General features: G+C 62.2%; 19 protein-coding genes. 9 read left to right on the top strand and 10 right to left on the bottom strand.

Annotated features, from left to right (window positions below; translation table 11 throughout):
- Positions 1-27 precede the first annotated feature (27 nt).
- The 6 genes from nusB to nrdR all read right to left on the bottom strand — a co-directional run bounded on the left by nusB (position 28) and on the right by nrdR (position 4,508).
- Positions 28-528, bottom strand: a complete 501-nt coding sequence (gene nusB, locus PseuLF5_RS27165; RefSeq protein WP_123448286.1) for a transcription antitermination factor NusB — start codon at positions 526-528, stop codon at positions 28-30.
- Entirely contained in the window at positions 525-1,001 is a 477-nt protein-coding gene (ribH, locus tag PseuLF5_RS27160) for a 6,7-dimethyl-8-ribityllumazine synthase (protein WP_003228649.1), read from the bottom strand. The genes nusB and ribH overlap by 4 nt, the downstream gene beginning before the upstream one ends.
- 91 nt (positions 1,002-1,092) lie before the next feature.
- Entirely contained in the window at positions 1,093-2,184 is a 1,092-nt protein-coding gene (gene ribBA, locus PseuLF5_RS27155; RefSeq protein WP_123463756.1) for a bifunctional 3,4-dihydroxy-2-butanone-4-phosphate synthase/GTP cyclohydrolase II, read from the bottom strand.
- Between the two features lie 16 nt (positions 2,185-2,200).
- Entirely contained in the window at positions 2,201-2,866 is a 666-nt protein-coding gene (locus PseuLF5_RS27150; RefSeq protein WP_123463754.1) for a riboflavin synthase, read from the bottom strand.
- A gap of 47 nt (positions 2,867-2,913) precedes the next feature.
- Complete coding sequence (ribD, locus tag PseuLF5_RS27145; RefSeq protein WP_340135049.1) at positions 2,914-4,047, bottom strand: bifunctional diaminohydroxyphosphoribosylaminopyrimidine deaminase/5-amino-6-(5-phosphoribosylamino)uracil reductase RibD; 1,134 nt, start codon at positions 4,045-4,047, stop codon at positions 2,914-2,916.
- Positions 4,044-4,508, bottom strand: a complete 465-nt coding sequence (gene nrdR / locus PseuLF5_RS27140) for a transcriptional regulator NrdR (protein WP_003228656.1) — start codon at positions 4,506-4,508, stop codon at positions 4,044-4,046. The genes ribD and nrdR overlap by 4 nt, the downstream gene beginning before the upstream one ends.
- A 128-nt stretch (positions 4,509-4,636) precedes the next feature.
- Here nrdR and PseuLF5_RS27135 point away from each other — a divergent pair, with 128 nt between their 5' ends.
- The 3 genes from PseuLF5_RS27135 (at position 4,637) to trxA (ending at position 6,780) form a co-directional block, all read left to right on the top strand.
- Positions 4,637-5,101 (top strand): YbaY family lipoprotein, encoded by a 465-nt coding sequence (locus PseuLF5_RS27135; protein ID WP_158956861.1) that lies wholly within the window; start codon positions 4,637-4,639, stop codon positions 5,099-5,101.
- Positions 5,098-5,751 carry a class I SAM-dependent methyltransferase gene (locus PseuLF5_RS27130; protein ID WP_340135048.1) on the top strand — a complete coding sequence of 218 codons (654 nt, stop codon included), beginning with the start codon at positions 5,098-5,100 and terminating at the stop codon, positions 5,749-5,751. Before PseuLF5_RS27135 ends, PseuLF5_RS27130 begins: the two co-directional genes overlap by 4 nt.
- A 156-nt stretch (positions 5,752-5,907) precedes the next feature.
- Positions 5,908-6,780: a thioredoxin gene (trxA, locus tag PseuLF5_RS27125; protein WP_123463748.1), complete on the top strand. Its 873-nt coding sequence runs from the start codon at positions 5,908-5,910 to the stop codon at positions 6,778-6,780.
- Positions 6,781-6,867: 87 nt separating this feature from the next.
- Here the strand turns inward: trxA and PseuLF5_RS27120 are convergent, their stop codons facing one another.
- Positions 6,868-7,221, bottom strand: a complete 354-nt coding sequence (locus PseuLF5_RS27120; protein ID WP_340135047.1) for a hypothetical protein — start codon at positions 7,219-7,221, stop codon at positions 6,868-6,870.
- 135 nt (positions 7,222-7,356) lie between these two features.
- Here PseuLF5_RS27120 and PseuLF5_RS27115 point away from each other — a divergent pair, with 135 nt between their 5' ends.
- The 5 genes from PseuLF5_RS27115 to PseuLF5_RS27095 all read left to right on the top strand — a co-directional run bounded on the left by PseuLF5_RS27115 (position 7,357) and on the right by PseuLF5_RS27095 (position 11,545).
- Positions 7,357-7,950 carry a DUF2796 domain-containing protein gene (locus tag PseuLF5_RS27115; protein WP_123463744.1) on the top strand — a complete coding sequence of 198 codons (594 nt, stop codon included), beginning with the start codon at positions 7,357-7,359 and terminating at the stop codon, positions 7,948-7,950.
- A gap of 140 nt (positions 7,951-8,090) precedes the next feature.
- Positions 8,091-8,801: an ABC transporter ATP-binding protein gene (locus PseuLF5_RS27110; protein WP_123463742.1), complete on the top strand. Its 711-nt coding sequence runs from the start codon at positions 8,091-8,093 to the stop codon at positions 8,799-8,801.
- Between the two features lies 1 nt (position 8,802).
- Entirely contained in the window at positions 8,803-10,068 is a 1,266-nt protein-coding gene (locus PseuLF5_RS27105; protein WP_123463740.1) for an ABC transporter permease, read from the top strand.
- Positions 10,069-10,079: 11 nt separating this feature from the next.
- Complete coding sequence (locus PseuLF5_RS27100; RefSeq protein ID WP_123464141.1) at positions 10,080-10,598, top strand: DUF3299 domain-containing protein; 519 nt, start codon at positions 10,080-10,082, stop codon at positions 10,596-10,598.
- Between the two features lie 248 nt (positions 10,599-10,846).
- A complete protein-coding gene (locus PseuLF5_RS27095; RefSeq protein WP_123463738.1) occupies positions 10,847-11,545 on the top strand; it encodes an OmpW/AlkL family protein in 699 nt (232 codons plus the stop codon).
- 356 nt (positions 11,546-11,901) lie between these two features.
- Here PseuLF5_RS27095 and PseuLF5_RS27090 read toward each other — a convergent pair whose 3' ends face one another.
- Positions 11,902-12,834, bottom strand: coding sequence for an NAD-dependent epimerase/dehydratase family protein (locus PseuLF5_RS27090; protein ID WP_340135046.1), 933 nt, complete (start codon positions 12,832-12,834; stop codon positions 11,902-11,904).
- Positions 12,827-13,711, bottom strand: a complete 885-nt coding sequence (locus PseuLF5_RS27085; protein WP_123463735.1) for a sugar nucleotide-binding protein — start codon at positions 13,709-13,711, stop codon at positions 12,827-12,829. Before PseuLF5_RS27085 ends, PseuLF5_RS27090 begins: the two co-directional genes overlap by 8 nt.
- A gap of 279 nt (positions 13,712-13,990) precedes the next feature.
- Between PseuLF5_RS27085 and PseuLF5_RS27080 the strand changes: the two genes are divergently transcribed.
- Positions 13,991-18,277, top strand: a complete 4,287-nt coding sequence (locus PseuLF5_RS27080; RefSeq protein WP_340135045.1) for a DEAD/DEAH box helicase — start codon at positions 13,991-13,993, stop codon at positions 18,275-18,277.
- A gap of 49 nt (positions 18,278-18,326) precedes the next feature.
- Here the strand turns inward: PseuLF5_RS27080 and PseuLF5_RS27075 are convergent, their stop codons facing one another.
- A complete protein-coding gene (locus PseuLF5_RS27075; RefSeq protein WP_340135043.1) occupies positions 18,327-20,420 on the bottom strand; it encodes a mechanosensitive ion channel family protein in 2,094 nt (697 codons plus the stop codon).
- Between the last annotated feature and the right edge of the window lie 273 nt (positions 20,421-20,693).

Below are 20,693 nucleotides of genomic sequence, written 5' to 3'. Positions count from 1 at the left end.
GGCTGAGACAAAGTGTTCAAGCGCGGGTTAGCGCTTGAACGCCTTCACTTCAGCTTCACGCAGGCGCGGGGCCAGCTTGTCGAGCACGCCGTTGACGAACTTGTGGCCGTCGGTCGAACCGAAGACTTTCGCCAGCTCGATACCTTCGTTGATCACCACGCGATACGGCACGTCGACGCGCTTGAGCAGTTCCCAGGTCGACAGGCGCAACACGGCCAGTTCAACCGGGTCCAGCTCTTCGATCGCCAGATCCAGGCACGGCGTCAGGGCGTTGTCGATTTCGGTCTTGAACTGCGGAACCCCGTGGAGGATTTCGCGGAAGTAAGCACCGTCGACATCGGTGAAATCGTTATCAACGCGAAACTGCGCTTCGATCTCGTTCAGCGATTGCTTGGCCATGTGCCACTGGTACAGCGCCTGGGTCGCGAGCTGACGGGCTTCGCGACGCTTGACGCTTTTCGAGGGCTTGCCGGCATCCGCAGGTTTCGGATCGCGCGGGTTGAAACGATCGCTTTCGTCGCTAATCACTTGGCCTCCAACTGCGCCAGCAGGCTGACCATTTCCAGAGCGGACAGGGCAGCTTCGGCACCTTTGTTACCGGCCTTGGTGCCGGAACGTTCGATGGCTTGCTCGATGGAATCCACGGTCAGGACGCCGAACGCAACCGGAACGCCGAACTCCATGGACACCTGGGCCAGGCCCTTGGTGCACTCGCCTGCCACGTATTCGAAGTGCGGGGTGCCGCCACGAATGACCGCGCCGAGGGCGATGATGGCTGCGAACTCACCTTTCTGGGCGACTTTCTGCGCAACCAGCGGGATTTCGAAGGCGCCAGGTGCGCGGATGATGGTGATGTCGCTTTCGCTCACGCCATGGCGAACCAGGGCATCAACTGCACCGCTGACCAGGCTTTCAACGACGAAGCTGTTGAAACGGCCCACTACCAGAGCGTAGCGGCCTTTAGGGGCGATGAAGGTACCTTCGATGGTCTTCAGGGTCATTCGTCAGTTCTCTTAAAGAGCCGGGACGCGTCTGCTACGCGTCCCTCAGTGATTTATTTGCCGCGAATCGGAGACCGGAAACAACCGGTCATTATTCGGAGGGCACGTATTCTACAACTTCCAGATCGAAACCGGATATCGCATTAAATTTCATTGGCGCAGACATCAGGCGCATTTTGCGCACACCGAGGTCACGCAGGATCTGCGAACCGGCACCGACGATGCTGTAAGTGGTCGGTTTTTTCGGCGCTGCCTGCTCACCGGTTTCACGGATATGTGCCAGCAGCACGTCGCCATCGAGCGGGTGACCAAGCAACAACACTACACCGCTGCCCGCCTCGGCAACCGCAGCCATCGCGGCGCGCAGGCTCCAGCGGCCCGGTTGCTTGACCATCAGCAGGTCACGCAGCGGATCCATGTTGTGCACGCGAACCAGGGTCGGCTCTTCGGCGCAGACATTGCCCAGGGTGAGGGCCATGTGCACGTCGCCTTCCACCGAATCACGATAGGTCACCAGGTTGAATTGGCCCAGTTCGCTGTCCAGTGGCTGCTCGGCAATCCGCTGAACGGTACGTTCGTGGATCATCCGGTAGTGAATCAGGTCGGCGATGGTGCCGATCTTGATGTTGTGTTCGGCGGCGAACGCTTCCAGCTCGGCACGACGGGACATGGTGCCATCGTCATTCATCACTTCACAGATCACGCCGCTCGGCTCGAAACCGGCCATGCGGGCCAGGTCGCACGCTGCTTCGGTGTGGCCGGCGCGGGCCAGGGTGCCACCGGCCTGAGCCATCAGCGGGAAGATGTGGCCCGGGCTGACGATGTCTTCGGCCTTGGCGTCCTTGGCGGCAGCCGCTTGCACGGTGCGTGCACGGTCAGCGGCGGAGATACCGGTGGTGACGCCTTCGGCGGCTTCGATCGACACGGTGAACTTGGTGCCGAACCCGGAACCGTTGCGCGGCGCCATCAGCGGCAGCTTCAACAGTTCGCAGCGCTCGCGGCTCATCGGCATGCAGATCAGGCCACGGGCGTGCTTGGCCATGAAGTTGATGTGCTCGGCCTTGCAGCACTCGGCGGCCATGATCAGGTCGCCTTCGTTCTCGCGGTCTTCGTCATCCATGAGAATGACCATCTTGCCTTGGCGGATGTCTTCAACCAGTTCTTCGATGCTATTGAGCGCCACAAGGCACCCCCTTCAGTCAGGATTTGAGATAGCCGTTGGCGGCCAGAAAGCTTTCAGTGATCGTGCCACCCGATGCAGGCTCAGCGGCCTTGTCACCCAGCAACAGGCGCTCCAGATAACGCGCCAGCAAGTCGACTTCCAGGTTCACCCGGCGACCTGGCTTGTAGGACGCCATGATGGTTTCGCTCAGGGTGTGCGGAATGATCGTCAGCAGAAATTCGGCGCCATCGACCGCGTTCACGGTCAGGCTGGTGCCGTCGACGGTGATCGAGCCTTTATGGGCGATGTACTTGGCCAGTTCTTTCGGCGCACGGATACGAAATTCCACGGCGCGGGCATTGTCGCTGCGCGAGACCACTTCGCCGACACCGTCGACGTGACCGCTGACCAGATGCCCACCGAGACGGGTGGTCGGGGTCAGGGCTTTCTCCAGATTGACCGGGCTGCCGCTTTTCAGGTCGTTCATGGCGGTGCAGTCCAGCGTTTCACGGCTGACGTCGGCGGCAAAGCCGTTGCCCGGCAGTTCAACCGCCGTCAGGCACACGCCGTTGACCGCGATGCTGTCGCCGAGTTTGACGTCGCTCAGGTCGAGCTTGCCGGTTTCGACGTGCACCCGTACATCACCGCCCTTGGGGGTCAGTGCACGGATACTGCCGATGGATTCGATGATGCCGGTAAACATGGGGTTCTCCTTGAGAACGAAGCCAGCGCTAAGGCGATGGCCGGGAATTATACGCTCGCCGAACGGACCGGCGTCGCAGTGACTCGCCAGTCATCGCCAACCGCGCGAATCTCGGTGATTTTCAGTTCGGGAGCGTCCTTCATATAGGCCAGCGGCCAGTCCAGTAGCGGACGCGCCGTGGAGCCGAGGAACTTGCCGGCGATGAAGATCACGAATTCGTCGACCAGACCGAGCTGGGCAAACGCCCCCGCCAGACGCGGGCCGGCCTCGACCAGCACCTCGTTGACGCCACGATTGGCCAGTTCGATGAGCAGTTGATGCAGATCGACCTGACCGTCATCACCCGGCACGATCAGGCATTCCGGGCCGTTGGCGTGCTGCTCTTCCACCGCCATACACGTGGCGACCAGCGCCGGACCGGCCTTGAAGAACGGCGCATCGAGCGGCACCCGCAGGCGCCCGTCGATCAGCACCCGCAGTGGCGGACGGCTCATGGCCAACGCGGTTTGCCCGGCATCCAGGCCCAACTCGTCGGCGCGCACGGTCAGGCGAGCGCCGTCAGCCAGTACGGTGTCGGCGCCGGTCAGCACCACGCTGGCCTGAGCGCGCAGACGCTGCACCGCCGAACGGGCGGCCGGGCCGGTGATCCATTGGCTCTCGCCGCTGTCCATCGCCGTGCGACCGTCCAGACTCATCGCCAGCTTGACCCGCACGAACGGCAAGCCGTGCTCCATGCGTTTCAGGAAACCTTGATTGAGCAGGCGCGCCTCGGCTTCCAGCACACCGCTTTCGGTGGCAATGCCGGCATCGGCCAGACGCTGCAAGCCACGCCCGGCAACTTGCGGGTTCGGATCACGCATCGCTGCGACCACCCGGCCCACCCCGGCATTCACCAGTGCGTCGGCGCACGGCGGCGTGCGGCCGTGATGGCTGCACGGTTCAAGGGTGACGTAAGCCGTCGCGCCGCGGGCCAGTTCACCGGCGGCGCGCAGGGCGTGGACTTCGGCATGGGGTTCGCCGGCGCGCTCGTGGAAGCCTTCGCCGACAATTTGCCCGTCACGCACGATCACGCAGCCAACCCGTGGATTGGGATGGGTGGTGTAGTGGCCCTTGCGCGCCAGTTCCAGCGCGCGAGCCATGAAGTGCGCGTCGAGGATGGCCTGCTCGGCGGCGTGGGTCATTCTTTCACCGGTTCGCGGGCGAGGCGGTCGATTTCTTCGCGGAACTCGTTGAGGTCCTGAAAGCGCCGGTACACCGAAGCGAAACGGATGTAGGCGACTTCATCGAGTTTTTGCAGTTCGGCCATCACCAGTTCGCCGACCACGAGGGATTTGACCTCGCGCTCACCGGTGGCGCGCAGCTTGTGCTTGATGTGGACCAGAGAAGATTCGAGGCGCTCGACGCTCACCGGACGTTTCTCCAGGGCGCGTTGCATGCCGGCGCGCAGCTTTTCTTCGTCGAACGGTTGGCGGCTGCCGTCGGTTTTGATCAGGCGCGGCAACACCAGTTCGGCCGTCTCGAACGTTGTGAAACGTTCGCCGCAGGCCAGGCATTCACGCCGGCGGCGCACCTGTTCGCCCTCGGCGACCAGACGGGAGTCAATGACCTTGGTGTCGTTGGCACCGCAGAAGGGACAGTGCATGGTGGCTGGCAACAAAAAAAGGGAGGGCCATGGTAGCGCATCCCGGTGGCAAGACAAGCCATAGGCTTTGCGGTATACAGAACGGCATGATCGTTTGATCCATGGATTTCATTTTGCTGGAGCATCCAATGCCGTTACGTCCGCTCGTTTTGCTCAGTCTTTTCAGCCTGCTGGTGGCCTGTGGCAGCGATGCACCCAAGCCTCAGCCGCCAACGCCAGGCCCGGCGCCGCAGCAAGCGCAGAAAAAAGCCAAAGAGGCTGCCGAACTTGGCCCGCTGCCGGCCTATCAACGGGAACTGAGCGGCACCCTTCAGGGTGTTCCGGCCGGTGCCGAAGTCGAGCTGGCGCTGCTGGTGATCGATGCAAAGGATCGCCCGCAACAACTGCTCGCCAGTTCCAGCCTGATCGGCAACAACCAGATCCTGCCGTTCCGCCTGCGCTTCAACCCGGACGCCTTCCCTGCCGGTGCGCGGGTTGAACTGCGTGGCCGCGCCAGCCAGTCCGGCCAATTGATCCTGCATCTGCCGTCGCAGACCATTACCCAGCCGACCACCCAAGCGTTGGGCCAGCTGCAATTTGTCAAAGCACCATGAATCCACCGCTTGACCTGCAACAGGCGTTAGGTGGATTGCTCGGCGACGCCAGACTCAAGGTCTGTGCGTTGCCGGGCACCGATTTGCAGTTGTGGCTGATTGACGGCGACAACATGGATCGCGAATTCAGTCAGGAAGAAATCCAGCGAATTCTGCACGAGCCACCCTATTGGGGGTTCTGCTGGGCCAGCGGTCTGGCAGTGGCGCGTTATCTGGCGGAGTTTCCACAGTGGGTGCGCGGCAAGCGCGTGCTGGATTTCGGCGCCGGTTCCGGGATTGCCGGGATCGCGGCGGTCAAGGCCGGAGCGCTGGAAGTGGTGGCCTGCGATCTCGATCCGCTGGCGATTTCTGCGTGCCGGGCGAATGCCGCGCTGAATAATGTCGAGATGAGTTATTCGACAGATTTCTTTGCCGAGGCCGATCGGTTTGATCTGATTCTGGTGGCGGACGTGTTGTACGACCGGGCGAATCTGCCGCTGCTCGATGCGTTTTTAAGTCGTGGTCGGGAAGCGTTGGTGGCGGATTCGCGGGTTCGGGATTTTCGGCATCCGTTGTATGAGCGGATTGAAATGCTAGAGGCGATGACGTTGCCGGACCTGGCGGAGCCGGAAGAATTCAGACATGTCAGCCTCTACCATGCGCGACGCTAGCTAAAAGCTTCGCGAGCAGGCTCGCTCCCACAGTTCATAAATCCCCTGCTCGCGAAAGCGTCCTGTCAGGCAACACACCTCTCAAAGGCTGACCGCTTCCGGCCACACCCCGCCAAGCCGTATAGTTGCCCCATTCACGTTTTTACGAGATCCCCCATGAGTCAGCAAACGCCGTACATCTTCGACGCCACGACTGCCGATTTCGACCAGTCGGTGATCGAAGCTTCCTTCAATAAACCGGTGCTGGTGGATTTCTGGGCCGAGTGGTGTGCGCCGTGCAAGGCATTGATGCCGATGCTGCAAGGCATCGCCGAGAGCTATCAGGGCGAACTGCTGCTGGCCAAGGTCAACTGCGACATCGAACAGGACATCGTTGCCCGTTTCGGTATTCGCAGCCTGCCGACCGTGGTGCTGTTCAAGGACGGTCAACCGGTGGACGGCTTTGCCGGCGCGCAGCCGGAATCCGCCGTGCGCGCCCTGCTCGAACCGCACGTGCAGATGCCGCCGCCGGCCGCCGCCGATCCGTTCGAACAGGCTCAGGCGTTGTTCGATGACGGTCGTTATGCCGATGCCGAAGCGGCGCTGGTGGTCCTGCTCACTGAAGACAACACTAACGCCAAGGCGCTGATTCTCTACGCGCGCTGCCTGACCGAACGCGGCGAGCTGGACGAAGCGCAAACCGTGCTCGACGCCGTCAAGAGTGACGAGCACAAGGCGGCGCTGGCCGGGGCCAAGGCGCAGATCAAGTTTCTTGGGCTGGCTCGCGATCTACCGGACGCTGCCGACCTCAAGGCGCGCCTTGCACAGAACCCGCAAGACGACGAAGCGGTGTATCAACTGGCGATCCAGCAACTGGCGCGCCAGCAATATGAGGCAGCGCTGGAGGCCTTGCTGAAGTTGTTTATCCGCAACCGCAGCTATGGCGAAGGGTTGCCGCACAAGACGTTGCTGCAGGTGTTCGAGTTGCTGGGCAACGATCACCCGCTGGTGACTGCGTACCGTCGCAAGGTGTTTGCGGCGCTTTATTGAGATCAAAAGACCGCAGCCTGCGGCAGCTCCTGCATGGGATTGGCATTCACCCTGCAGGAGCTGCCACAGGCTGCGATCCTTTGCGGTCTACTCTGTCCAGCTGTAGAGCGGCGTATCCCCGCCACTGACCACTTTCACCTGCGAACTATGGCGCAGGCGCACCAGCAAGCGCTTGCCCGCCGCTGCGCTACCGGTCAGCCCTTCCAGTTGATCAAGCAAATCCGGACCGCTGAGTTGCCCGGCCTTGCGCAACAAATCTTTCGCCACCTGCCACAGCGCCTCGTCCTGGTTCAGCGGTTTCGCTGCTGGCGCTGCCGCCATTTCCGGCTGAGCCGGCGCCGGCACATTCAGGGCTGAACCGAGCCGCGCCCAATCGCTGTCATCCAGTTCCACCGTCAAGTCCACCGGCACCTCGCCGACAGTTCCGCGTATCCGCACCATTGAGTTCTCTCCCGCACATTTCTGAGCTGCATGCTCCCACGGGACTTGTGCAACGCCAAGCGCACGGGCAAACTCTGCGGACTTTCGTTATAAGATTACATAACAAACTCTTCACTTTACTTCCTGGAGACCGCCATGCGTCGTCTGCTGCTCGCTTTGCCGTTTGCCCTGTTGCCGCTGGCCATTGCCCACGCGGCTGATGAGCATGACCACGATCATGAACACGGCAGCCTCGGTGCGCATGAACATGGCGTCGGCCGTCTGAATGCCGCACTCGACGGCCAGACCCTGGAGCTGGAACTGGAAAGCCCGGCGATGAACCTGGTCGGTTTCGAACACGCCGCCACCAGCGACGCCGACAAGGCCAAAGTCGCTGCCGCTCGCACGAAACTGGAAAACCCGCTGGCTCTGTTCAACCTGCCCGCCGCTGCCGGTTGCAAAGTCGTCAGTCAGGAACTGGAAAGCCCGCTGTTCGGCGACAAGCCGGATGCCGACGATCACGACGACGATGAAGCGGACAAGGACGGGCATGAACATCACCACGACCACAGCGAAATCCACGCGCACTATCAGTTCAGTTGCGCCACGCCGGGGGCACTGAAGACCCTGGACCTGGCGAACATTTTCAATACCTTCCCGGCCACCCAGAAAATTCAGGTACAACTGATCAGCGCCAGCGGCCAGCAAGGTACTGAAGTGACCGCCAAGGCTGCCGCGCTGAAATTCTAAGCCTCACCGAAACACCCTTGTGGGAGCGAGCTTGCTCGCGAATGCGATTCGTCAGGCGCCTCTGGATTGACTGATCTACCGCTTTCGCGAGCAAGCTCGCTCCCACAGGGGTTATGCGTTCACCTCATGAAACTGGTGCCATGACCCAAGCACTTATCGAACTGTCCGACCTGGGCTTCAACTGGCCCGGTCACCCGCCATTGCTGGACATTCCGGCGTTTCGTCTGGAAGCCGGTGAAACCCTGTTCCTCAAAGGCCCCAGCGGCAGCGGCAAGACCACCCTGCTCGGCCTGCTCGGTGGCGTGCAAAAGCCCGGTCGCGGCAGCATTCGTCTGCTCGGCCAGGAGCTGACCGAGCTCTCCGCCGGCGCCCGCGATACGTTTCGCGTCGACCACACCGGCTACATCTTCCAGCAGTTCAACCTGCTGCCGTTTCTCTCGGTGCGCGAGAACGTCGAGTTGCCCTGCCACTTCTCCAAGCTGCGTGCGCAGCGGGCGAAGCAACGTCACGGCAGCGTCGATCAAGCCGCTGCCACGTTGCTCGCGCACCTGGGTCTGAAAGACGAAAGCATCCTCGGCCGCCGCGCCGACTCGCTGTCGATCGGCCAACAGCAACGGGTCGCTGCGGCCCGCGCCTTGATCGGTCAACCGGAACTGGTGATCGCCGATGAACCGACCTCGGCACTGGATTACGACGCCCGGGAAAACTTCATTCGTCTGTTGTTCGCCGAATGCCGCGAGGCCGGCTCGAGCCTGTTGTTCGTCAGCCACGACCAGAGCCTGGCGCCGCTGTTCGACCGTCACCTGTCCCTGGCCGAACTCAATCGCGCCGCCACGTCTGCCGAGGTCTGAGATGTATCTGTTTCGTCTGGCCATGGCCAGCCTGGCCAACCGCCGCTTCACCGCCCTGCTCACCGCGTTCGCCATTGCCCTGTCGGTGTGCCTGTTGCTCGCCGTCGAGCGCGTGCGCACCGAAGCGAAAGCCAGTTTCGCCAGCACCATCAGCGGCACCGATCTGATCGTCGGCGCCCGCTCCGGCTCGGTGAACCTGTTGCTGTACTCGGTATTCCGCATCGGCAACGCGACCAACAATATCCGCTGGGACAGCTTCGAACACTTCGCCAGCAACCCGAAAGTGAAATGGGCGATCCCGATGTCCCTCGGCGACTCGCATCGCGGTTATCGGGTGATGGGCACCACCGAAGCGTATTTCGAGCATTACCAGTACGGCCGCCAGCAACACCTGGCCCTGGCCGACGGTCGTGCATTTGCGACCGATCCTTTTGAAGTGGTGCTCGGTGCCGAAGTCGCCGAAGCGTTGCATTACAAGCTCGGCGACAAACTGGTGCTGGCCCACGGCGTGGCGGCAATCAGCCTGGTCAAGCACGACGATAAACCATTCACCGTGGTCGGCATTCTCAAGCGCACCGGCACCCCGGTCGATCGCACACTGCACATCAGCCTCGGCGGTATGGAGGCGATTCACATCGACTGGCACAACGGTGTGCCGGCGCGCGGCGACGGGCGCATCACGGCAGATCAGGCGCGCAACATGGACCTGACGCCACAGGCGATCACTGCGTTCATGCTCGGCCTCAACAGCAAGATTTCCACCTTCGCCCTGCAACGCGAGATCAACGAATACCGTGGCGAGCCGATGCTGGCGATCCTCCCGGGCGTGGCCTTGCAGGAGTTGTGGAGCCTGATGAGCACCGCTGAAAAAGCGCTGTTCGTGGTCTCGTTGTTCGTCGTGCTGACCGGGTTGATCGGCATGCTCACGGCGATTCTCACCAGCCTCAACGAACGTCGCCGGGAGATGGCGATTCTGCGCTCGGTCGGTGCACGACCGTGGCACATCGCAAGCCTGCTGGTGCTGGAAGCCTTCGCCCTGGCGCTGACCGGGGTAATCGCCGGACTCGCGCTGCTATACATCGGCATCGCTGCGGCACAGGGTTATGTGCAGGCCAATTACGGACTGTATCTGCCGCTGGCGTGGCCGAGCGAGTATGAATGGACCCTGCTCGGTGGCATTCTGGCGGCTGCGCTGCTGATGGGCAGCGTGCCGGCCTGGCGCGCCTATCGCCAATCCCTGGCTGATGGCCTGTCGATCCGTTTATGAGGATGTTCACCATGCCCCGCGCCGTGCTTGCGCTGCTGTTGCTGGTTGCCCTGCCCGTGTGGGCAGCGGCGCCGAAAGACCTGACCTGGTCGGAGATGATTCCGCCGGACGCCGCGCCGGAAGTGCCGAACATGACGCCTCTGCACGACCTGTCGAAGATGAGTGATGCGCTGTCCGCCGAGTCGGCGCCAGCAGCGAAGCAGGACATGCCGAATGCGCCGGTGGTGCAGGCACTCGACGGGCAGAACATTCGTTTGCCGGGTTATATCGTGCCACTGGAAGTCAATGAAGAAGGACGCACCACGGACTTTTTGCTGGTGCCGTATTTCGGCGCGTGCATCCATGTGCCGCCACCGCCGTCGAACCAGATTGTGCATGTGAAAAGCGAGTTGGGCGTGAAGCTCGATGAGCTGTATCAGCCGTATTGGGTCGAGGGACCGTTGCAAGTCAAGGCCTCGAGCAGTGAACTGGCGGATGCCGGGTATCAGATGGATGCCGACAAGATTTATGTGTATGAGCTGCCGGAGTAATTCCCGGTAGTTTTGTGCTGTTGCAATGACCCCTTCGCGAGCAAGCTCGCTCCCACAGGTTTCGGTGGTGACCATAAATTTTGTGGTCGACTCGATCAGTGTGGGAGCGAGCTTGCTCGCGAATGAGCCTTCAAAGGTTCCGCAAAAACCCGCCCCTTCACTGTTTCATTGAGCTGAGTCAAAAGACCGTATCAGTTGGCTTCATACCATAGGACATCAGACATTTTTAACGTCCTTCTGGAGCTCCCATGAACAAGTCCTTGCTCAGCGCCTCGCTGTTTGCCCTCGCGCTCGCAGCCCCGCTCGCCCACGCCCACGAAGCCGGCGACATCCTCATCCGCGCCGGTGCGATCACCGTCAACCCGAAGGCCGACAGCTCCAACGTCAAGGTCGATCAGGGTCCGTTGAGCGGCACCAATCTGGGCGGCAAGGCGACCATGAGCAGCGACACCCAACTGGGCCTGAACTTCGCCTACATGCTCACCGACCACGTCGGTCTCGAGTTGCTGGCGGCCACTCCGTTTGAACATGACGTGAAGCTCAAAGGCACTGCATTGCCTGCGGCCAACGGCAAACTCGGCACCCTGAAACACTTGCCGCCGACCCTCAGCGTTGTCTACTACCCGCTGGATTCGAAGTCGCCGTTCCAGCCCTATGTCGGCGGCGGCATCAACTACACCTGGATCTATGACGAGCACGTCGGCAGCGAAGCCAGCGCCAATGGCTTCAGCAACTTCAAGGCGAAAAACTCTTGGGGTCTGGCCTGGCAGGTCGGCGCCGACTACATGCTGACCGACAACATCATGCTCAACGCCCAAGTGCGTTACATCGACATCGACACCCGTGCCACCGTCGAGAACAACGCGGTGGCGCCGGGCACACGCGCACGGGTGAACGTGGATGTCGATCCATTCATCTACATGGTGGGTTTGGGCTATAAGTTCTAAGTCGAGTTATCGAACGTTCACGTGGTGGTGAATGAGGCTTGGTGGTGAGCAGGCATTGAACTGACGGCGACCGCACGCAGTTGATCGGGGGATAACATCCCCTTGCCACAGGGATAGCGAGATTGTTCCGGCCGTGAAAAAGGCGCCTGTCAAAGGGCGCCTTTTTCATGTCCGCTGGAAACCTCTGGCGTGAGCTGGACCTCCCCCTCACCCCAGCCCTCTCCCGAGGGAGAGGGAGCCGATTGGTATGTTCTTCAAACCTGCGTTCGACTCGGTATCCCACGTCGGCGTGACTCGAAAGACCGCATCGGTCAGTCCCCTCTCCCGAGGGAGAGGGTTAGGGTGAGGGACTCTTTTCAGGAGCGACCGAGCAACCGTGCCAACCCCACGCTCATCGGCGTCTGCTGCGGCATCTTGAAGCGCTCCAGCAAGCGAGCATTATTCGCTCGCGAGTGGCGGATATCACCGGAGCGCGCCGGGCCGTAGCTGATCGGCGGCAGCTCCCCAACCACCGCCTGCAGGGCGTCAAGCATCTGCTTGAGGCTCATCGACTGATTCCAGCCGACGTTGACCGCACCGACTGCCACTTCAGGCTTTTCGATCGCCTGTACCAGCAGCTCGACCAGGTCTTCGACATAAAGAAAATCGCGCGTCTGCTCGCCATCGCCAAACACGGTGATGGGCAGGCCTTTCTGCGCACGTTCGCTGAAAATGCTGATGACCCCGGAGTACGGTGAGGACGGGTCCTGACGCGGGCCGAAGATGTTGAAGAAGCGGAACACCACCGGCTCCAGACCATGCTGGCGACGATAGAAATCGAAATAGTGTTCGCCCGCCAGTTTGTCGGAGGCGTACGGCGTCAGCGGGGCTTTGGGTGTGTCTTCATTGATCGACTCGCCCTCGCCGTTGTTGCCGTATACCGCCGCACTGGAGGCGTACAGCACGCGTTTGACCCCGGCCAGGCGCATGGCTTCGCAAACGTTCAGGGTGCCGATGAAGTTGCTCTGATGCGTCTTCACCGGATCATCCACCGACGCCTGCACCGAGGCCACGGCCGCCAGGTGGGCAACGGCACTGCAACCTTGCATCGCCCGGGCGACCAGCGCCGCATCGGCCACGTCGCCGACAATCAGTTCAACCTTGGGGTTATCCAGCGGCAAATTGCTGCGCTTGCCGGTCGACAGGTCGTCGAGCACTCGTACCGAATACCCGTGGGCGAGCAAGGCGTCGGTCAGGTGCGAGCCGATGAACCCGGCTCCACCCGTGATTAAAACAGTCCCTTCAGCCATGACGGTAAAACCTATCCAGTAAGGCCGGGAGCGCGGCGCGCCAGGCGCGCGGCTTGATCCCGAAGGTGTGCAGAATTTTTTTGCAGGCGAGCACCGCGTGTTGCGGCTCCTCGGCGGCATCCGGACGCGCGGCGTGGGCCTGGGCGGTCGGCGCTTCGATGGCCAGGGCATGCAGGCTGCGTGCTTCGGTCAGAATCGCCTGGCCCAGCGCCAGCGGTGTGGTCGCTTCATGACCGGCGTAGTGATAAGTACCCCACAGCGGCGCCGCGCAATCGAGTTGCTTGAGCACGGAAATGATCACCCGCGCAGCGTCATCCACCGGTGTCGGATTACCCCGACGATCGTCGGCCAGCAACAGTTCTTCCGGCTGTTCGGCGCGAGCAAGGAAGCGCCCGAGAGTGCCGTCGGGGCTGTCATCGAGCAACCAGCCAAATCGTAGCAAAACGTGTTGCGGGCACGTGGCGCGCACACTTTGTTCGATCCGCCACAAGGCCTGACCGCGCAGCCCCAGCGGCACCGGTTCATCCTTTTCGCTGTATGCGGTGGCGCGCGAACCGTCGAACACCCGATAACTGGACGGCTGCACAAGGATGATGTTGTGGTGCTGGCACAGTTCGGCCAGCCGCTCGATGGCGCGCTCCTGCCCGGCCATACGGCTTTCGCTGACGGTTTCGGCCTGGAACCAGTCGAAATAGTAGGCGAGGTTGATCAATGCATCGGGACGTGTGTCGTCGAGCAGTTGTGTCAGGCTCGCGGCATCCCAGCCGTCTTCTGGCGGGCGGGGGGCGAGGAAACCGATGTCTTCCTCCGCACCGAGGCGAATCAGCGCCTGCCCAAGGGCATTTCCGCCGCCCAGTAACATAAGGCGCATTCGCATAGAGTCAGCAGGCCCAGTCTGATTGGAACGATGGCTTTAGCGACGGGACTTGTGGAACCGTCGTCGATAATTGCCGGAATCGTTGCATTTTGCGGGTTTAGTGCGCAACCGTCATCCGTAAAGTGCAGATCACCGGGATTTGTGCCATGGCCACTGGCCTCATCGCCGGCCAGCCAGCTCCCACAGTCTGGGTGTGCGCCGCGATCCCTGTGGCCCTGAAGATCCGCGCAGATCCCGGCGGTACTTGCATCTTGCAGTCGCCGCCCGCATAACTTAAGCATGAATCTGCCCATCCCCAAGGACGTGGCCCTGGCAGGCTTTCACCCCGCCGTCAGCGCCTGGTTCAGCAAGACTTTCCCGACGGTCACCGCCGCCCAGGCCCGCGCTTGGCCGTTGATCCGTCAGCGCCGGTCGACCCTGATCGCCGCGCCCACCGGCTCCGGCAAGACCCTCACCGCGTTCCTCGCCGTGCTCGACGACCTCGTCCACCGTGGCCTGGAAAGCCCCGACGGCCTGCCCGACGAAACCCTGGTGGTGTATGTCTCGCCATTAAAAGCGCTGTCCAACGACATCCGCATCAACCTGCAAAATCCATTGGCCGGGATTACCGGGCAATTGCGCCAACTGGGCCTGCCGGAGCTGGAAATCACCACCGCCGTGCGCACCGGTGACACCCCGCAAAAAGAACGCGCCGCCATGCGCAAACACGCGCCGCACATTCTGGTGACCACCCCGGAATCGCTGTACGTGCTGCTCGGCTCCGAGTCCGGGCGCAAAATGCTCGGCACCACACGCACGGTGATTGTCGATGAGATCCACGCCATGGCCGCCGGCAAGCGCGGCAGCCATCTGTCCCTGAGCCTTGAACGCCTGCAGGCGCTGTGCGCCGAACCATTGACCCGCATCGGCCTGTCCGCCACGCAGAAACCGGTCGAGGCCGTGGCGCAATTTCTGGTCGGCCATGAGCGCTCCTGCGAGATTATCGACATCGGCCACGCCCGTCCGCGGGACCTGGACATCGAAGTGCCGCCGGTGCCGTTGTCGGCGGTGATGGCCAACGATGTCTGGGAACTGGTCTACGATCGCCTCGCCGAACTCGCCCGCGAACACCGCACCACACTGATTTTCGTCAACACCCGGCGCCTGGCCGAACGCTTGAGCCGGCATCTCAGCGAACGCCTCGGCAAACAGGCCGTGGCGGCGCACCACGGCAGCCTGGCCAAGGAGTTCCGCCTCGACGCCGAACAGCGGCTCAAGCGCGGCGAACTGCAAGTGCTGATTGCTACCGCGTCGCTGGAACTGGGCATTGATATCGGCGAGGTCGATCTGGTCTGTCAGATCGCCTCGCCGCGTTCGATTGCCGGTTTTTTGCAACGGGTCGGTCGTTCCGGGCACCAGGTCGGCGGCACGCCCAAAGGCCGCTTGTTCGCCACCACCCGCGACGACCTGATCGAATGCGCCGCCCTGCTCGACTGCGTACGGCGCGGTGAACTCGACACGCTGCACATCCCCGAAGCGCCGCTGGACGTGCTGGCCCAGCAGATCATCGCCGAAGTCAGTTGCCAGGAATGGCCGGAGGACGCCTTGCTGGCGATGTTCCGCAAGGCCTCGCCGTATCGCCAGGTTGACGAAAAACACTATCAGGCCCTGCTGGCGATGCTCGCCGAAGGCTACAACGGTCGTCAGGGCATCCGCAGCGCTTACCTGCACCGCGACGCCGTCAGCCGCACTTTGCGCGGACGACGCGGGGCGCGCCTGACCGCCGTGACCAGCGGCGGCACCATCCCCGACAACGCCGATTACAGCGTACTGCTGGAGCCGCAAGGCCTGAGTATCGGCAGCGTCAATGAAGACTTCGCCGTGGAAAGCATCGCCGGTGATGTGTTCCAGCTCGGCAACACCTCGTACCGCATCTTGCGTGTGGAAACCGGCAAGGTGCGCGTCGAAGATGCTCATGGTCAGCCGCCGAGCATTCCGTTCTGGCTTGGCGAAGCGCCGGGGCGCAGCGATGAGTTGTCCGCGGCGGTGGCGCGCCTGCAAGCGACCCTCGACGACTTGCTCGGCGCCCGCCCCGGCGATCTGCAACCGGCCCTCGACTGGCTGACACAAACGTTAGGACTGAACGCCGCCAGCGCCGAACAACTGGTGGACTATCTGGCCCGCGCCCGCCACACCCTCGGCGCCCTGCCCTCGCAGGACACGCTGCTGATGGAACGGTTTTTCGACGAGTCCGGCGGCACCCAACTGATTATCCATTCGCCGTTCGGCAGCCGCATCAACCGCGCCTGGGGCCTGGCCCTGCGCAAGCGTTTCTGCCGCACCTTCAACTTCGAACTGCAGGCGGCGGCCAGTGAAGACGCGATCGTGTTGTCGCTGTCCACCAGCCACAGCTTTGAGCTCGATGACGTCTGGCGCTACCTGCACAGCAACAGTGCCGAGCACCTGCTGATTCAAGCGGTGCTGGATGCGCCGCTGTTCGGCGTGCGCTGGCGCTGGAATGCCGGGGTGGCGCTGGCGTTGCCGCGTTTTACCGGCGGACGCAAGGTCGCGCCGCAATTGCAGCGAATGAAGAGTGAAGACCTGATCGCCAGTGTATTTCCCGACCAGATTGCCTGCCTTGAGAACCTCGCGGGTGAGCGGGAGATTCCCGAGCATCCGCTGGTCGAGCAGACCCTCGACGACTGCCTGCACGAGGCGATGGACAGCGAGGGCTGGCTGACCCTGTTGCGACGCATGGAGCAGGGCGACGTGCGTCTGATCAGTCGCGATCTGCCCGCACCTTCGCCATTGGCGGCGGAAATTCTCAGCGCCCGTCCCTATACCTTTCTCGACGATGCGCCGCTGGAAGAACGCCGCACCCAAGCGGTGATCAACCGACGCTGGAGCGATCCGCAATCGACCGATGATCTTGGTGCACTGGATGCCGACGCCATCGTCGCGGTGCGCGAAGAAGCCTGGCCGACGCCGAATTCTGTGGATGAAATGCACGAAGCGTTGATGAGTCTGGCGTGCCTCAGCGATGCAGAGGCGCAGGCCAATCCGGGCTGGCGGGAATGGCTCAATGCACTGGCCGCGAGCGGTCGTGCCTGCCACTTGCAGATCGTTCAAGAGCATTCACTGTGGCTGGCACGCGAACGCCTGACGTGCCTGCAAGCGCTTTATCCACAGGCCACGCTACTGACCCGCGTGGTGGACTTGCCCGGCTTCGATAACGCCTGGACCTTCGACGAAGCACTGGTCGAAGTGATCCGCGCACGGCTCGGCGCGTTCGGCCCGCTGCCGTTGCCCGTCATCGCCGAACCGCTTGCGCTGCCCGCCCCTCAGGTCCAGCAAGCCCTCGCTCGACTGGAACGCGAAGGGTACGTGCTGCGCGGCCAGTTCACCCCGGGACTGACGCTCGATGAATGGTGCGAGCGGCATCTGCTGGCGCGGATCCATCGCTATACGGTCAAGCGCCTGCGCCGGGAAATCGAGCCCGTGGCGTTGCAGGATTTCATGCGTTTCCTGTTCGACTGGCAGCACCTCTCGCCCGCCACGCGCGGTCAGGGCAGCGCAGTGTTGCCGGCAATTGTCGGCCAGCTCGAGGGGTATCCGGCGGCGGCTTCGGCCTGGGACAGCGACATCCTCCCGGCGCGCCTCAAGGATTACTCGCCGACCTGGCTGGATGATCTGTGTCGCAACGGCAAGCTGGTGTGGACGCGCCTCAGCGCCCGACAAAAAACCAGTGGCACGGCATTGCGCAGCACGCCGATCGTATTGCTGCCACGCAGTCAGGCCGGGCTGTGGAGCGCACTGGCCGAGCAGACGCCGGCCAGCGAACTGTCAGCGAAAACCCAAAAGGTTTTTGAAGCCCTGAGTCAGCACGGCGCGCTGTTTTTCGATGAGCTGATTCATGAAGCGCACCTGCTGCGCACCGAACTGGAAACGGCCCTGCAGGAACTGGTTGGCGCTGGCCTGGTGAACGCCGACAGCTTCGCCGGCCTGCGTGCCCTGATCACCCCGGCGAGCAAGCGCCAGCAGCGCAGCAGTCGACGTGGACGCGGCGCGTTCGTCGGCGGCATGGATGATGCCGGGCGCTGGGCATTGCTGCGGCGCGGGCAGGCTGTGGATAACAACGAGACCCTGGAACACGTCGCCATGACCCTGCTGCGCCGCTACGGCGTGGTGTTCTGGCGGTTGCTGGAGCGCGAAGCGGACTGGTTGCCGAACTGGCGGGAATTACTGCGCACCTTCCATCGCCTGGAAGCCCGTGGCGAGATTCGTGGTGGACGGTTTGTCAGCGGTCTGGCGGGGGAGCAGTTTGCCCTGCCCGAGGCGATTGCCTTGCTGCGCGAAGTACGACGGCGGCCGCATGACGGCAGTTTGATTGCGGTGTGCGGGGTGGATCCGCTGAATCTCGCCGGGACGTTGTTGCCGGGGGTGAAAGTGCCGGCGCTGGCGAGTAATCGGTTGGTCTATCGGGATGGTTTGCCGGTGGCGGCGGAGATTGCCGGTAAGCAGCAATTTTGGCTGGAGCTGGATCAGATCGCCATGGAACAGGTGCGCGGCAAATTGATCCGGCACTGAGGGTGTTTGGGCTCGCGAAAGGGCCGGCACAGCCCCACAAAATATTGCATCAAGTCCGCGATTCCTGCGGCAACTCAGTCGCCACCAGCGCCCCCTCCTCCTGCCTTTTGGGCAACAAAACCTGCTGTGGATAAGTCTGCGCGAAATGCACCGACTCGGTGTTATCCACAAGCTTCTTCAAACGCTGGTTGAATGCGCGGCTCACTGCATATTGCCCACCCGACACGGTACGGAACTGCGCTGTCAGCACCACGCCGTTCAAATCCATCTTGTCCACGCCAAACACATCCAGCGGGCCTTGCAGGTTGTACTTGAGGAATGGGTCTTCGCGGATCGAATCGCCGGTCTCGCGGATCAGCTCGATCGCCTTGTCCACGTCCGTGTCGTAAGTGAACTGCACCGAGAAAAACGCAAAGGCAAACTGCCGCGACTGGTTGGTCACAGCCTTGATCTGGCCGAACGGCACCGAGTGCACAAAGCCTTTGCCGTCACGCAGGCGCAGGGTGCGGATGGTCAGGCCTTCGACCGTGCCGGCATGCCCGGAATCGAGCACCACCCAGTCACCGATCGACAGGGTGTCTTCGATGATGATGAACAGCCCGGTGATCACGTCCTGCACCAGTTGCTGCGAACCGAAACCGATGGCCAGACCGACCACCCCGGCACCGGCCAGCAATGGCGCCACATTGATCCCCAGATTGGCCATCGTGGTGATCGCGCAGATCACCACCAGGATGATTTTGATCGCGTTGCGCAGCAGCGGCAGGATGGTTTTTACCCGGGTGCTGGGCTGGCGCGCCCCGCGCTTGTTAAGCGGGGGTTTCAGGGCTTCCTGAATCGCCGTGTCGAGCACCACCCACAACAGCCATGTCACCAGGAAAATCAAACCGATGCTGCTCAAGGCGTTGCTGATGGCCCGGCCGACCGCGCTGCTCTGGGCGAAATCGAGCAGTGACACGCCCCAGATCCGCCCGAGAATATCAATGAACGCGATGGCGATGACGATCCGCAGCAACGCGTGCAGCAGGCTGAGAAAACGCTCCTTGTAGGCGCTGCGGCGCTGGATGGCTTCAGCCTTTGGTGACTTGAACAGGTGCTGCAGAATCGTGCTGAGGAACACCGTGCCGATCAGCAACACGGTGGTGAGCAACGCGCAGCGCAGGGCTTTCTGGTTGTCCTCACCGATGCCGATCAGATTAATCGCCGACACCAGCACCATCAGCACAATCGGCCAATACCACAACCCCGAGAAAATCCGCAGCGACTCCTGCAACGACGGTTGTTTCAGGCGTTGCGCCAGCGGTCGGTTGCGGATCAGGTGCGCCACTGGCCGGCGCAGACGAATCACTAGCAGGCCAAAGATGATCGAAGCGATCAGCCCGGTGAACACCGCGACGCTGCTGGTGATGTTGCCACCCAGTTGCCGGGCGATTTGCGGGCTGGTCAAGGCGTCGCTGAGGGCCGCGAGGAAACCGATCAGGAACAGCGGGGGCGGACAGTAATTGCGGATGATCCGCGCCGCCGGGCGCTTATGGCCGACGTTGAACATCACCACGACGCACAACAGCATCGAGGTGGAAAAAATACCGCTGCTGGTGGCGTAGGCCAGACACAACGCCAGTGCACGCCCGACCGAGGCTTGCAGAAAATGGCTGACGTACAGGGTCAAAGGCAGGCAGATCAGCGCCGGCAGCGTGTACGGCAGCAGATAACCGAGCAGATCCTGACTGCGCTGGCGCGTGCGTAACCAGCGGCCTTCGCGCAGGCGTTTGGCCAAGAGACTGCCAAGCACGGTCAGCAGGGCAAACGCGCCGAGCCAGACACCGGACAACATCAGGAAATCGCCGGCGACACTCCAGCCCGAGCGATTCGAGGGGTGGTTGACCAGTCTGTCGACTTCATCCGCTGCCCGATCGGCACGCAGGCGCCAGGCATCGACCAGATGTTCATTGAGATCGAGTTTGTCCTGCACATCGTCGATGCTGGAACTGATCGCCCCGAGCAGACCGCCCTGCACAATCGGTTCGGCTTTGGCCGGTTCCTCAGCGGTGGCCGGAACGCCCGGCAGCGCGGCGGCTTCGAGTTCGCTGGCGCCAAGAAACAGCAGTGCTCCCAGCAAAATGGCGATCCTGAACTTGATCAAAACTCCGCTCTCCCGATGGCTGAACCTGTAAGGAACTGATCGGTGAATGGCGGACAAGTTCGGTTTTTGCCTGAATCCTCATTTTCAAATCCCGCATTCCCCTGTGGCGAGGGGATTTATCCCCGTTGGACGGCGAAGCGGCGCCAAAACCTGAATCTTCAATCTCCTGCCAGAGCGAGTCGTGAGGTTTTACGACTGCTGCGCAGTCGAACGGGGATAAATCCCCTATCCACAGCGTTCACACCCATCCAGGGATATTTGCGCTGTCGGCAA

It is taken from the genome of Pseudomonas sp. LF-5 (assembly GCF_037626295.1).
In the GTDB taxonomy this organism is placed as follows: domain Bacteria; phylum Pseudomonadota; class Gammaproteobacteria; order Pseudomonadales; family Pseudomonadaceae; genus Aquipseudomonas; species Aquipseudomonas monsensis.
Note: the sequence above shows the minus strand (reverse complement) of the source record. Positions and strands in the feature narration are given on the sequence as shown.